Here is a 13,354-nt window from a genome sequence, read left to right as displayed (position 1 = left end):
TCCGGCGTGCCCACCCCTGTGCCAAGTGACGACGGCAGCACCGTAGACGTGCTCATCCGCCTGCTCGACGACGTTCCGGTCCCCTCCTACGCGCACCCCGGCGACGCCGGCGCGGACCTGGTGACCACCATCGACGTCGAGATCCCGCCGCAGGGCCGGGTGCTGGTGCCGACGGGCGTCTCGATAGCCCTGCCGGACGGTTACGCGGCGTTCGTGCACCCCCGGTCGGGTCTGGCCACGAAGCACGGTCTCACCATCGTGAACGCCCCCGGGACCGTCGACGCGGGCTACCGCGGCGAGATCAAGGTGACGCTGCTCAACACCGACGTCACCGAGGCCGTGAAGCTGGTGCGTGGCGACCGCGTGGCGCAGCTCGTGATCCAGAAGGTCGAGCGGGCGCGTTTCCTGCCCGCCGAGACGCTTCCCGGCTCGCACCGGGGCGAGGGCGGCTTCGGCTCCAGCGGTGGTTTCGCGGGGCGCTGAACGCCGGCTCCCGAGCCGTCCCGACTTACGTACCGGTACCGCCCCGGACGGGTCTAGTCTGTAAGTAACGAGCGGATAACGCTGCTGTGCGCCGCAACGGTGTGCGCACGCAGGACGACGAACTACGAAGGAGCGTGGCTGTGGGTCTGTTCAGCCGACGAGGCACGGCGAATGAGCCCGCACCGGTCGAGTGGGCGTCGGTGGAGGCCGAGCAGCAGAAGCGGCCGCACGGACCCTTCGACCGGTCGCAGGTGGGGGAGATGGGTCCCCGCGTCGACCTCGGCGCCATCTGGCTGCCGGTGATGCCGGGTCTCGAGCTCCGCATGGAGATCGACAAGAAGACCCAGAAGGTGACGGGGGTGACGGCCGCGCTGGAGGGGTCGAACCTCCAGATCCAGGCCTTCGCCGCGCCCCGCACCGAGGGCATCTGGGACGAGATCCGGCACGAGATCGCGCAGTCCGTGAGCGGGCAGGGCGGGATCGTCGACGACGTGCCCGGCGTGTTCGGCCGCGAGCTGCTGGTCCGGATGCCCGTGAAGGGCCCGGAGGGTCAGGCCGGGCAGCGGCCCGCGCGGTTCATCGGGGTGGACGGCCCGCGCTGGTTCATCCGCGGTGTGCTCGCGGGCAAGGCGGCCCTGGACGCCGAGGCGGCCAAGGCCCTCGAGTCGGTGTTCGCGAACATCGTCGTGGTGCGCGACCAGAGCCCGCGACCACCTCGTGACCTGCTGCCCCTGGCGCTGCCGAAGTCGGCGCGCAAGGATGGTGCGGAGCAGGCAGCACCCGCTGCCGAGCCGGAGGGCGCGGTACCGCAGATGTCTGACTTCGACCCCCTGCGCCGCGGCCCCGAGATCACGCAGATCGGCTGACGAGGTGAACCACTGATGTCGCTGCGCTCGAGCCTCGCGTCCCGTATCGCGGAGTCGCTGGCTTCCAACGAGCAGGTCCGCGACACCGAGGAGCGTGCCGACGCCTCCCGGAACGTGGGCTGCGCGGCGGTCGCGTCCGTGCCGGTCCGGTCCCGCGGCAAGGTGGCCGGCGTGCTGCGCTCGGTGGTCCTGCGCCCGCGGGAGGGCGTGCCCACCGTGGAGGCCGAGCTGTTCGACGGCTCCGGCGCGCTGGACCTCGTCTGGCTCGGCCGGCGGACCATCGACGGCATAGAGCCGGGCCGGCGGATCCGCGTCGAGGGCATGGTGTGCGACGTCGACGGGCGGCGCACCATGTTCAACCCGCGCTACGAGCTGCGGCCCCGGCCCGGCGAATGAGACGCCGCGTGACCGGGTGGATCAGCACCCGTCAGAGCACGGCAGAATGAGCCCCATGAGCGAACCCGCACGTCCCGACGTGCCCCAGCAGTCCGAGCAGCAGCACGAGCAGCAGCCCGACCAGGCGCCCGCGCGCGGCATGCGCGCCCTCACCGGCGAGGAGTTCTCGGCGGCACAGGCGATCGGCGGCGTGCGCGGCCTCGTGGAGGCGGTGCTGCCCGGCCTGGTGTTCGTGATCGCGTTCGTGATCTTCACGCCCAACCTGGTGATCCCGCTCGTCGCGTCGGTCGTGTCCGCGCTGGTGCTCGTCGTCGCGCGGCTGGTGCAGCGCACACCCGTCACGCAGGCGCTGGGCGGCCTGCTCGGTATCGCCGTCGGTGTGGTGTGGGCCTGGACGTCCGGCGAGGCGGAGAACTACTACGCCGGGGGCCTGCTGGTCAATGCCGCGTACCTCGTGGTGCTGCTCGGCAGCATCCTGATCCGGCGCCCCGCCGTCGGCTACGTGGTGGAGGCGCTGCGCGCAGGCCTGACGCCGGAGCGGGTCAAGGCAGAGGCGGAGGCAGGCACCTCGCCGTTCGCCGCCCTGACGGCGTGGCGCGACGACCCGGCCAAGATGCGCACCTACGCGATCGCCACCTGGCTGTGGGTGGGCCTGTTCGCTCTGCGCCTGGCCGTCAAGACGCCGCTGTACTTCGCGGGCGACATCGCGTGGCTCGGCACGTTCCACCTGCTGCTCGGTGTGCCGCTCTGGGCGCTGGTGCTGTACCTGACCTGGTACGTCGTGCGCGGGACTCCGCGCACGCCCGTCACGGACTAACCCTTCGGTACCAGCAGCTCCTGGAGGGCGTCCGTGTCGGCCTCCGCGCCGGCGACCAGCAGCAGCTCGTCGCCGGCCTCCAGGGTGTCGTCCTGGCTCGGCACCAGCGGCCGGCCGTCGCGCACGATGGTCGCGAGCGTGACGTCGGCCGGCCACACCACGCGGCCCAGCCGGGTCCCCGCGACGCGGGAGTCGGCGGGCAGCGTCAGCTCGAGCAGGTCGGCGCGCGACTGGCGGAAGCTGAAGATGCGCACCAGGTCGCCCACGGCGACCGCCTCCTCGACCATCGCGGTCATGATGCGCGGCGTCGACACCGCTACGTCCACGCCCCACGACTGGTCGAACATCCACTCGTTCTTCGGGTTGTTCACGCGCGCGACGGTGCGCGGCACCCCGAACTCGGTCTTGCCCAGCAGCGAGAAGACGAGGTTGACCTTGTCGTCGCCGGTGGCACCCACTACGACGTCCGCCTGCTCCAGCTCGGAGGCCTCGAGCGCCGGGAGCTCGCACGCGTCCGCCAGCACCCATTCCGCCTCGGGCACCTGCGAGACCCGCATGGCCGAGGCGTTCTTGTCGATGAGGGTCACCTCGTGGTCGTGGCTCAGCAGCTCACGGGCGATCGACCGGCCAACGGACCCGGCACCTGCGATGACTACGCGCATCAGTCCTCCTCGGCGGGCGGGGCGGCGGTCAGGATCCGCTCGACGTGGGCGGCGGTATCCACTGTCATGAGCAGGTGCAGCACGTCGTTCTCCTGGAGCACGACGTCGGCGGTGGGGAGCACCGCCGTGGTGTAGCGCGTCACGAACGCGACGCGCGCGCCCGTGGCGGCCTCGATGGTGAGGACCGGCCGGCCGACCCAGCGGCGGTGGTAGTCGATCTGCGCGAGGCGGACGGTGCCCGACGGGTCGAGGTACTCGTGGGTGGCGCCCATGGGCAGCATCCGGCGCAGCACCTGCTCGGCGGTCCAGCGCACGGTGGCCACCGTGGGGATGCCCAGGCGCTGGTAGATCTCCGCGCGGTGCGGGTCGTAGATACGGGCCACGACGTTGTCGACGCCGTAGGTCTCGCGCACCACCCGGGCGGACAGGATGTTCGAGTTGTCGCCGTCGGACACCGCGGCGAACGCGTACGTGTCCTCGATGCCCGCCTGGACGAGCGTGTCCCGGTCGAAGCCCACGCCGGTCACCTTCTTGCCCGAGAAGTCCGAGGGCAGTCGCCGGAACGCATCGGGGTTCTGATCGATGACGGCCACGGAGTGCCCGCGGCCCTCGATCTCCTGGGCGAGGCTGGAGCCCACACGGCCGCAGCCCATGATCACGAAGTGCACGAACGGAACGCTACCGCGCCGTCCGGGCTTTGGTGCGCCACCGGCTACCGGCAGGCATAGAGTCTTCCAACGTGTCGGACATCGTCGATGCGGCCAAACGACTACTGGTCGGCCGCCCCATGCGCAGCGAGAGCCTCGGGCACACGCTGCTGCCCAAGCGGATCGCCCTCCCGGTGTTCGCCTCGGACGCCCTCTCGTCGGTCGCGTACGCGCCCGACGAGATCCTCCTGACCCTCTCCCTGGCCGGTATCGCCGCAGTCGCGCTCTCGCCATGGGTGGGTCTCGTGGTGGTCGTCGTGCTGCTCATCGTCGTCGCGTCCTACCGGCAGAACGTCCGCGCGTACCCGTCCGGCGGTGGCGACTACGAGGTCGCCACCGTCAACCTCGGCCCGACGGCGGGTGTCGGCGTGGCGTCGGCGCTGCTCGTCGACTACGTGCTCACCGTCGCGGTGTCCATCTCTTCCGCGGCCCAGTACGCGTCCGCGGCGATCCCCGGCCTGCGCGGGCACGAGGCGATCGCGGCGGTGATCGCCGTCGTGCTGCTCACCCTGATCAACCTGCGCGGGGTCAAGGAGTCGGGCACCGCGTTCGCGATCCCCGTCTACTGCTACATGGCGATCATCGGGGCCCTGGTCGTCACCGGCGCGTACCGCTTCTTCGCCGGGGACCTGCCGAAGGCCCAGAGCGCCGAGTTCGAGCTCACCGCCGAGGCCGCGTTCGACCAGGGCCTCGTCGGCGTCGCGGGCGCGTTCCTCCTCGCCCGCGCGTTCGCGTCCGGCTGCGCCGCCCTGACCGGCGTCGAGGCCATCAGCAACGGGGTGCCCTCGTTCCGCGAGCCCAAGTCGCGCAACGCCGCCACCACGCTGCTGCTGCTCGGCACCATCTCGTCGACGATGATCATCTCGATCCTGGTGCTCGCCCAGGCGACCGGGGTCAAGTTCGCGGAGGACCCGCACGAGCAGCTCAAGCTGAACGGCGAGGCCGTCTCGTCGGACTACGTGCAGATCCCCGTGATCGGGCAGCTCGCCGAGGCAGTGTTCTCCGGCTTCTCGCCGGCCTTCTACGCGGTCTCCGCGGTCACTGGCCTGATCCTCGTGCTCGCGGCGAACACCGCCTTCAACGGGTTCCCCGTGCTCGGCTCGATCCTGGCGCGCGACGGCTACCTGCCGCGCCAGCTGCACACCCGCGGCGACCGCCTCGCGTTCTCGAACGGCATAGTGGCGCTCGCGGTCGCCGCGATCATCCTGATCGTCGTGTTCGACGCCGAGTCGACGCGCCTCATCCAGCTCTACATCGTCGGCGTGTTCGTGTCGTTCACGCTGTCCCAGCTCGGCATGCTGCGGCACTGGACGCGGGAGCTGCGCACCGAGCCGAACCCCGTGGTGCGCAGCCGGATGAAGCGCTCGCGGCTGGTCAACGGCGTGGGCTTCGGGCTCACCGGGACGGTGCTGATCATCGTGCTGGTGACCAAGTTCACCCATGGCGCCTGGATCACACTCCTGGCGATGGGCGTCCTGTTCGTCCTCATGCGCGGGATCCGCAAGCACTACGACCGCGTGCGCGACGAGCTCGCGCTCGACGACGTCTCGGCCGCCCGCGCGCTGCCCAGCCGGGTGCACGCGGTGGTGCTGGTCTCCAAGGTGCACAAGCCGACCATGCGGGCGCTGGCTTACGCGCGCGCCGCGCGGCCCAACGTGATCGAGGCGGTCACCGTGGGCGTCGACCGGGAGGACATCGACGGGCTCGTCGCCGAGTGGGAGGCCCTTGACCTGCCGGTTCCGCTGCGGATCCTCGACTCGCCGTACCGCGAGATCACCAGGCCCGTGCTCAAGTACGTGCGGTCCGTGCGCCGCGAGTCGCCGCGCGACCTCGTGATCGTCTACATCCCCGAGTACGTGGTGGGCCACTGGTGGGAGCAGCTGCTGCACAACCAGTCGGCGCTGCGGCTCAAGGGCAGCCTGCTGTTCACGCCGGGCGTCGTCGTGGCGTCGGTGCCGTGGCAGCTCGCCTCGTCGCGCGGCCACACCGGCCTCGAGGACGACACCTTCCTGCACGGCAGGCGGATGTAACCAGGGGATACTGGGGGCATGCCCCGCAACCCCGACCGTCGTTCCGCGCCCGCCAACCCCGATTCGGGCGGACGCCCGCGTCGTCGTCCGCAGCGCTCCCCGCGGCCGGACCGCGGACGCCGCGTGAGCGACGTCCCCGCCCCCGAGGTGGGGACCGAGGTCGAGCTGGAGGTCGGCTCCGTCGCGCACGGCGGTCACTGCGTGGCCCGCCTGGACGGTCGCGTCGTCTTCGTGCGGCACACCCTGCCCGGGGAGCGCGTCCGCGCCCGCGTCACCGAGGGCGGCCCGAGCTTCTGGCGCGCCGACGCCATCGAGGTGCTGCAGGCGTCGCCCGACCGGGTGGAGCCCGCCTGGCCCGCCGCGGGTCCCGACGGCGTGGGCGGTGGTGAGCTCTCGCACGTCTCGCTCCCCGCGCAGCGCCGCTGGAAGACCGACGTGCTCGTCGAGCAGCTGCAGCGACTGGCCCGCATCGACCCGGAGTGGCTGGCCCGTGAGGTCACCGTCGAGGGCGCGCCCAGCGACGACGAGCGCCGCGGCCTGCACTACCGCACCCGGATCGACCTGGTCGCCGGCGCCGACGGGCGCGTGGGCATGCGCAAGCACCGCTCGCACGACGTCGTGGCGCTCAAGAAGATGCCGCTCGGCACCGCGGAGATCGCAGCGTTCGCCGTCGCCGAGGACGTGTTCACCCGCACCTGGACGCCCGGCGCGCAGCTGACCCTGGTGGCGCCGTCCGAGGGTGAGCCGGTGCTGCTGGTCGACGGCGAGCCGTGGCGCCGCGGCAAGGCCGACACCCGGCCCAACGCCCGCCGCTCCGTGAGCGAGTTCGTGGCCGGGCCCTGGGGCACGCACCGCTTCCGGGTGGCGGCCGGCGGGTTCTGGCAGGTGCACCGCGAGGCGCCGTCCGTGCTGACGCGGGCCGTGCTGGACGCGTCCGGCGCGACGGCCGGCGAGCTCGTCGGGGCCACCGTCCTCGACCTGTACTCCGGCGCCGGGCTGTTCACGCTGCCGCTCGCGGACGCCGTCGGGCCAGAGGGCCGGGTGGTGGCCGTCGAGGGCGACGAGCAGGCGGCGAAGGACGCCCGCCGCAACGCGCACGCGTACGAGCAGGTGTCGCTCGAGGTGGGCGCCGTCGAGCAGGTGCTCGGGTCGGAGACCGTGCCGACGGCCGACGTCGTCGTGCTGGACCCGCCACGGTCGGGCGCCGGACGAGCGGTGGTCGACGCGATCGCCGCCCGCGCCCCGCGCCGCATCGTGTACGTGGCGTGCGACCCGGCGGCGCTCGCGCGTGACGTCGGCTATCTCGCCGCACACGGCTACACGCTCTCTGGCGTTCGCGGGTTCGACCTGTTCCCGCACACGCACCACGTCGAGGCGGTGGCGGTGCTGGACCGGAAGGCCTGACCGACGCGCATAGGATGCGCCTCGTGAAGCGGTGGCTGGTGGGCGGCGGGATCGTTGCGATAGTGGTGGTGGCGTGCGTGGTGGCCGTCGCCATGAGCATGGGCTACGGAGGCCGGGCGGGAGAGCCCGCCGCCGGCGGCGCGGCGGTGACGCCGTCCCCGACGCCTACGCCGTCGTCCACGCCGTCCGCGGACGAGACCGGACGCCCGGCCGGGCGGACCGCCGACCGGAAGGACGGGGCGACGCCGCCCGTCGCGCTGTTCGTGGGCGACTCGTACACGGTGGGCCAGCGGTCGTCGGCGCCGGAGAAGCGGTGGAGCACCATCGTCGCCGACGACATGGGCTGGACGGAACGCAACGTCGCCGACGGCGGCACCGGGTTCGTGAGCCGCCATCCGGACCAGGGCCGGCTGTCCTACGTGGAGCAGCTGCGGTCGGTGCACCCCCGGGGCGTGGACATCGTGGTGATCGCCGGAGGGCAGAACGACTTCCCCGAGCTGAGCACGACGCCCGCCGCGGTCTTCAGCGCCGTCGCGAGCACCTACGAGGTGGCCGCGCGCCGGTTCCCGGACGCGGAGATCATCGCCGTCGGCCCCTCCACGCCGTGGGACATCGGGCTGGAGGCGCGCGCCCTGGACAGCGCGGTACGCGCCGCAGCGGACAAGCACGGTGCGACCTACGTCTCGCTGCTCGACCCCGACGTGGTGCGGGACCAGTACGTCGACGCCGACGGGACGCACGTCAACGACGAGGGCTACGCAGCGATCGCGCGCCGGGTGGTCTCGCAGATATCTTGACGTCAAGATATATGCGTTATGCTGGCCTGAGCAGCCCGGCCTAGGCTGGGTGAAGCCCCCTGGAACCCATGCGAAGGCTCCTTCGCGCGATGACCGCGCCTGTGAGAGCCGACGCACCGTCAGCCCCGCAGAAGGAGCCACAGTGAGCACCGTGGACACGTTCGGATCGAAGGGAACGCTGGAGGTCTCCGGCAAGTCCTACGAGATCTTCCGGCTCAACGCGGTCGAGGGGGTCGAGCGCCTCCCGTACTCCCTGAAGATCCTCGCCGAGAACCTCCTGCGCACCGAGGACGGCGCGAACATCACCGCCGACCACGTGCGCGCCATCGCGTCCTGGGACCCGGACGCACAGCCCGACACCGAGATCCAGTTCACGCCGGCGCGCGTGATCATGCAGGACTTCACCGGTGTGCCCTGCATCGTGGACCTCGCCACCATGCGTGAGGCAGTCGCCACGCTCGGCGGCGACGCCACGAAGATCAACCCGCTGGCCCCCGCCGAGATGGTCATCGACCACTCCGTGCAGATCGACGTCGCCGGCCGCGCGGACGCGTTCCAGCGCAACGTCGAGTTCGAGTACCAGCGCAACCACGAGCGCTACCAGTTCCTGCGCTGGGGCCAGACGGCCTTCGACGACTTCAAGGTCGTCCCGCCGGGCACCGGCATCGTGCACCAGGTCAACATCGAGTACCTGGCCCGCACCGTCATGACCCGGGAGGTCGACGGCGCCCTGCGGGCGTACCCCGACACCTGCGTCGGCACCGACTCGCACACCACCATGGTCAACGGCCTGGGCGTGCTGGGCTGGGGCGTCGGCGGCATCGAGGCAGAGGCCGCGATGCTCGGCCAGCCCGTCTCGATGCTCATCCCGCGCGTCGTCGGCTTCAAGCTGAGCGGCTCGATCCCGGCGGCCGTGACGGCCACCGACGTCGTGCTCACGATCACGCAGATGCTGCGCCAGCACGGCGTCGTCGGCAAGTTCGTCGAGTTCTACGGCGACGGCGTGGCCCAGGTGCCGCTCGCGAACCGCGCGACCATCGGCAACATGTCGCCGGAGTTCGGCTCCACTGCCGCGATGTTCCCGATCGACTCCGTCACCGTCGACTACCTGCGCCTGACCGGCCGCTCCGAGGAGTCGATCGCGCTCGTCGAGGCGTACGCCAAGGAGCAGGGCCTCTGGCTCGACGCCGATTCGCCGGAGCCGGTGTTCTCCGAGTACCTCGAGCTCGACCTGTCGACCGTCGTGCCCTCGATCGCCGGGCCCAAGCGCCCGCAGGACCGCATCGAGCTGACGAACGCCAAGAACGCGTTCCTGCGCGACCTGCCCAACTACGCCCCCGAGGTCGGTGCGGGTGCGGACGAGACCGGCCGCGAGTCGTTCCCCGCCTCCGACTCGCCGGCGCCGTCCGCGAACGGTCGCAAGCACGTGCACGTCACGAACAGCGAGGGCAAGGAGTTCGAGCTGTTCCACGGTGCCGTCGCGATCGCCTCGATCACGTCGTGCACCAACACCTCGAACCCGTCGGTCATGATCGCCGCGGCGCTGCTCGCGAAGAACGCCGTCGAGAAGGGCCTCGTGTCCAAGCCGTGGGTCAAGACCTCCATGGCGCCCGGCTCGCAGGTCGTGACCAACTACTACGAGAAGGCCGGCCTGTGGCCGTACCTCGAGAAGCTGGGCTTCCACCTGGTCGGCTACGGCTGCGCCACCTGCATCGGCAACTCGGGCCCGCTCGACGAGAAGGTCTCCGAGGCCGTCAACGAGCACGACCTGTCGGTCGTCTCGGTGCTCTCGGGCAACCGTAACTTCGAGGGCCGCATCAACCCGGACGTCAAGATGAACTATCTGGCGTCGCCGCCCCTGGTCATCGCGTACGCCCTGGCCGGCACCATGGAGTTCGACTTCGAGCACGACCCGCTGGGTCGCGACGAGGCCGGCAACCCGGTGTTCCTCCGCGACCTGTGGCCCACGCCGGACGAGGTCGAGAAGACCATCGCGTCCTCCATCGACCGCAAGATGTTCGAGTCCGACTACGCCGACGTGTTCAAGGGTGACGAGCGCTGGGCCGCGCTGGAGACACCCGAGGGCGACACGTTCGCCTGGGACCCCGAGTCGACGTACGTGCGCAAGCCCCCGTACTTCGATGGTATGGGCATGACGCCGGAGCCTGTCACCGACTTCTCGGGCGCTCGCGTGCTCGCCAAGCTCGGCGACTCGGTCACCACCGACCACATCAGCCCGGCCGGCTCCATCAAGGCCGACAGCCCGGCGGGCATCTACCTCGCCGAGCACGGTGTGGGACGTCGCGACTTCAACTCCTACGGCTCGCGCCGTGGCAACCACGAGGTCATGATCCGCGGCACGTTCGCGAACATCCGCCTGCGCAACCAGCTCCTGGCCTCGGAGTACAACGGTGCGGGCGTCGAGGGTGGCTTCACCTTCAACTTCGTGAAGGACGCGCAGGACACGATCTACGACGCCGCGCAGGACTACGCCGCTGCCGGCACGCCGCTCGTGGTGCTCGGCGGCAAGGAGTACGGCTCCGGCTCGTCGCGTGACTGGGCCGCCAAGGGCACCGCGCTCCTGGGCGTCAAGGCAGTCATCACCGAGAGCTTCGAGCGGATCCACCGCTCGAACCTCATCGGCATGGGTGTGCTGCCGCTGCAGTTCCCGGCCGGTCAGAACGCCGAGTCGCTGGGCCTGGACGGCACCGAGGTCTTCGACGTCACCGGCGTCACGGCGCTGAACGAGGGCGTCACGCCCGAGACGGTCAAGGTCACCGCGACCAAGGCCGACGGCGCCAAGGTCGAGTTCGACGCCGTCGTCCGCATCGACACCCCGGGCGAGGCGGACTACTACCGCAACGGCGGCATCCTGCAGTACGTGCTGCGCCAGCTCGTCGCGTAGCGCTTAGCGCGCTGAGCGCGCTGTCGCGTGGTCGGCAGAATGTCAGGAGGTCGGTAACCCGGGTTGCCGACCTCCTGACATTCTGCCGACCACGCGCATTCGGCGCTGAATCGTCGGATGGGGTCGACAGCCAGCTGGGCAGTTGTTGGTGTGCCGTCCAGTGCCGCCACGTCCCCGCGGCGGTGCGCATCCCGGTCGACGAGGTGCTCGCAGATCCGGAGGAGGCCGCGCGCCGCGCCCTGGCCGATACCAGGACGACAGGCTCGGCCACCGATCGGTGGCCGAGCCTGTCGTCTCGCTGTTCGAGCCTGTCGAGACCTACCGCCCGACGTCGGACTGCCTGGCGGCCGTCACCAGCCTGGCGCCCTGCTTCGTGGTGATGACGCCGTCGTTGCTGAGGCGTCCCGTGACCTGGCGGACGTGGCTCACGAAGGCGCTGTGGCTCACCCATGCGCCGTCGGCGTCGATGAGGTCCGCGATCGTGCACCCGTTGCCGGTGTCGACGTTGGCCACCTTGCTGTCGACGTTCCCCATGATCACCGTGGGGCGTTCGTCGGAGACCGGGCAGGCGTCGATGCCTTCACGGGCGATCGAGAACCTGAGCGTGCCCGTCCGGGTGACGTTCCCGGCGTTGTCGGTGGCCCGGTACCCGAGCTCGTGCGCTCCGCCCTCCGCGACCACTATCGGCCCCGTGTACTCCCGGAAGATGAAGTCGTCGAGCGCGTACTCGATGAACGCCACCCCGGACTCGCCATCCCTGGCGTTGATGGTGATGGTCGCCGAGTCGATGTAGACGCCGTCGTCGTCCTGCTCGCCGTCGACCTGCGCCGACGCGATCGGCTGCGTCGTGTCCGGCGGGTCCGCGCCACCGACGACCACCAGGTCGACCTTGCCGGGCTGCGAGACGTTCCCGGAGTTGTCGGTGGCCCGGTAGGACAGCGTGTGCGGACCGGTCACGTCGACGACCACGGGGGCCGTGTAGGCCTTGTAGCCGGCGCCGTCCAGGTTGTACTCCACGCTCTTGACGCCCGTTCTGGCGTCCTCGGCCAGGAGACTCACCGTCGCGGAGCCGACGTAGGCGCCGGCGGCGTCCCGCTCGCCCGTGACCTCAGCGGTGACGGACGGCGGGGTGGTGTCCTCCTGGGAAGGTTCCACGACGGTGAACGTCGCAGAACCGGGTGCGGAGACGTTGCCGGCGTTGTCCGTGGCCCGGTAGGTCACGGTGTGCTCACCGACCGTGTCGACGACCACGGGGTCGGTGTAGGGCGCGTACCCGGCGCCGTCGAGCGCGTACTCGACGCTCGCCACACCCGAGCCGGCGTCCACCGCCGTGAGGTTCACGGTGGCGGTGCCGACGTAGGCGCCGTTGTCGTCGAGCTCGCCCGTCACCTGCGGGGTGACGGTGGGTGCCGTCGAGTCCTCCCCGTCGGAGGGCACCACCGTCACGTGCACCATCTCGGGTTCCGAGACGTTGCCGGCGTTGTCGGTGGCGCGGTGCTCGAGCATGTACATGCCCGGCTCGTCGAGCACGACGGGTTCGCCGTACGGGACGTACGCGCCGCCGTCGAGCGAGTACTCGACGGAGGCGACGCCGGAGCTGTCGTCCTCGGCCGCGAGACTCACGGTGGCCGAGCCGATGTAGGCGCCGTCGGCGTCCTGCTGGCCCGCGACGTCGGCGGTCACCACCGGTGCGGTGGTGTCCTCGCCCGGGTCCTCGGTGACCACGAGCTCGCCCACCATGGTGCTGTGCCCGGGGATCGCGCAGAAGAACCGGTACTTGCCCGGGGTGAAGACCGCCTCGGCCTCGTAGCGGCCGCCGTTGGCGTCGAACGGGTTGGCCAGGATGTCCAGCGTGACGTCGTGGTTGTACCCCGGCGTGCTGGTGTCGAACGTCAGCGTGTGCGACATGCCGATGTTGTTGCCGGTCGCGGCGCTGTTCTCGAACACCACCGTCGCGGCCCCCGCGGTCGCCGTGGCGGGTGCCGAGGCGTACTCCGAGACGCTGGCGTCAGCGGTCCAGGTCAGTACCTGGTCCGCCGCCTGGTCCGCCGCCTGGTCTGCTGCCTGGCCTGCTGCCTGGTCGGTCGCCTCCGCGGCCGCCAGGGTGGCGGACCGCGCGGACGAGATGTCGCCGCGGTACTCCGCGGCGGTGGCCGCCGGGGCCAGCGGCAGCACCACGAGGGCGCTGACCGCTGCCCCGGCGAGGAGCCGGACCACTCTCTGTCGAGACAATCTGTGTCGGGACAGTCTGTGTCGGAACATGAGGACGCCTCTCTCTTCGACGGGG

The 13,354-nt window shown here is 71.0% G+C and carries 11 protein-coding genes; 8 read left to right on the top strand and 3 right to left on the bottom strand.

What is annotated here, in order from left to right:
- Nucleotides 1–6 precede the first annotated feature (6 nt).
- The 4 genes from dut (at nucleotide 7) to AB0F70_RS02205 (ending at nucleotide 2,562) form a co-directional block, all read left to right on the top strand.
- Complete coding sequence (gene dut, locus AB0F70_RS02220) at nucleotides 7–483, top strand: dUTP diphosphatase (protein ID WP_357443039.1); 477 nt, start codon at nucleotides 7–9, stop codon at nucleotides 481–483.
- Between the two features lie 140 nt (nucleotides 484–623).
- Nucleotides 624–1,349 carry a DUF3710 domain-containing protein gene (locus AB0F70_RS02215; RefSeq protein ID WP_357443037.1) on the top strand — a complete coding sequence of 242 codons (726 nt, stop codon included), beginning with the start codon at nucleotides 624–626 and terminating at the stop codon, nucleotides 1,347–1,349.
- 15 nt (nucleotides 1,350–1,364) lie between these two features.
- Nucleotides 1,365–1,745, top strand: a complete 381-nt coding sequence (locus AB0F70_RS02210) for an OB-fold nucleic acid binding domain-containing protein (protein WP_357443035.1) — start codon at nucleotides 1,365–1,367, stop codon at nucleotides 1,743–1,745.
- Between the two features lie 55 nt (nucleotides 1,746–1,800).
- Nucleotides 1,801–2,562 (top strand): DUF3159 domain-containing protein, encoded by a 762-nt coding sequence (locus AB0F70_RS02205; RefSeq protein WP_357443032.1) that lies wholly within the window; start codon nucleotides 1,801–1,803, stop codon nucleotides 2,560–2,562.
- On the opposite strand, the gene AB0F70_RS02200 is transcribed toward AB0F70_RS02205, so the two are convergent.
- Nucleotides 2,559–3,224 carry a TrkA family potassium uptake protein gene (locus tag AB0F70_RS02200; RefSeq protein WP_357443029.1) on the bottom strand — a complete coding sequence of 222 codons (666 nt, stop codon included), beginning with the start codon at nucleotides 3,222–3,224 and terminating at the stop codon, nucleotides 2,559–2,561. The genes AB0F70_RS02205 and AB0F70_RS02200 overlap by 4 nt on opposite strands.
- The gene (locus tag AB0F70_RS02195; RefSeq protein ID WP_357443591.1) at nucleotides 3,224–3,877 is read right to left on the bottom strand and encodes a TrkA family potassium uptake protein; all 654 of its coding nucleotides are present in this window, start codon (nucleotides 3,875–3,877) and stop codon (nucleotides 3,224–3,226) included. Before AB0F70_RS02195 ends, AB0F70_RS02200 begins: the two co-directional genes overlap by 1 nt.
- A gap of 86 nt (nucleotides 3,878–3,963) precedes the next feature.
- On the opposite strand from AB0F70_RS02195, the gene AB0F70_RS02190 reads away from it, so the two are divergent.
- The 4 genes from AB0F70_RS02190 to acnA all read left to right on the top strand — a co-directional run bounded on the left by AB0F70_RS02190 (nucleotide 3,964) and on the right by acnA (nucleotide 11,067).
- Complete coding sequence (locus AB0F70_RS02190) at nucleotides 3,964–5,961, top strand: APC family permease (RefSeq protein ID WP_357443026.1); 1,998 nt, start codon at nucleotides 3,964–3,966, stop codon at nucleotides 5,959–5,961.
- 18 nt (nucleotides 5,962–5,979) lie between these two features.
- The gene (locus tag AB0F70_RS02185; protein ID WP_357443023.1) at nucleotides 5,980–7,365 is read left to right on the top strand and encodes a TRAM domain-containing protein; all 1,386 of its coding nucleotides are present in this window, start codon (nucleotides 5,980–5,982) and stop codon (nucleotides 7,363–7,365) included.
- Nucleotides 7,366–7,388: 23 nt separating this feature from the next.
- The gene (locus tag AB0F70_RS02180) at nucleotides 7,389–8,162 is read left to right on the top strand and encodes an SGNH/GDSL hydrolase family protein (protein ID WP_357443020.1); all 774 of its coding nucleotides are present in this window, start codon (nucleotides 7,389–7,391) and stop codon (nucleotides 8,160–8,162) included.
- Between the two features lie 142 nt (nucleotides 8,163–8,304).
- Nucleotides 8,305–11,067 (top strand): aconitate hydratase AcnA, encoded by a 2,763-nt coding sequence (gene acnA / locus AB0F70_RS02175; RefSeq protein WP_357443017.1) that lies wholly within the window; start codon nucleotides 8,305–8,307, stop codon nucleotides 11,065–11,067.
- Between the two features lie 318 nt (nucleotides 11,068–11,385).
- Here acnA and AB0F70_RS02170 read toward each other — a convergent pair whose 3' ends face one another.
- The gene (locus tag AB0F70_RS02170) at nucleotides 11,386–13,299 is read right to left on the bottom strand and encodes a copper-binding protein (RefSeq protein WP_357443015.1); all 1,914 of its coding nucleotides are present in this window, start codon (nucleotides 13,297–13,299) and stop codon (nucleotides 11,386–11,388) included.
- Nucleotides 13,300–13,354 lie beyond the last annotated feature (55 nt).

Origin of the sequence: Promicromonospora sp. NPDC023805, assembly GCF_040639635.1 — a bacterium.
Classification (GTDB): domain Bacteria; phylum Actinomycetota; class Actinomycetes; order Actinomycetales; family Cellulomonadaceae; genus Promicromonospora.
The sequence above is the reverse complement of the archived record's forward strand: the minus strand, read 5'-3'. Positions and strand labels throughout refer to the sequence as shown.

What these genes read in the sequence shown, in the direction of transcription:
- AB0F70_RS02205 (WP_357443032.1), top strand. Translation starts at nt 1,801, where the DNA reads ATGAGCGAACCCGCACGTCCCGACGTGCCCCAGCAGTCCGAGCAGCAG.
- AB0F70_RS02210 (WP_357443035.1), top strand. Translation starts at nt 1,365, where the DNA reads ATGTCGCTGCGCTCGAGCCTCGCGTCCCGTATCGCGGAGTCGCTGGCT.
- AB0F70_RS02185 (WP_357443023.1), top strand. Translation starts at nt 5,980, where the DNA reads ATGCCCCGCAACCCCGACCGTCGTTCCGCGCCCGCCAACCCCGATTCG.
- AB0F70_RS02195 (WP_357443591.1), bottom strand. Translation starts at nt 3,877, where the DNA reads ATGGGCTGCGGCCGTGTGGGCTCCAGCCTCGCCCAGGAGATCGAGGGC.
- AB0F70_RS02200 (WP_357443029.1), bottom strand. Translation starts at nt 3,224, where the DNA reads ATGCGCGTAGTCATCGCAGGTGCCGGGTCCGTTGGCCGGTCGATCGCC.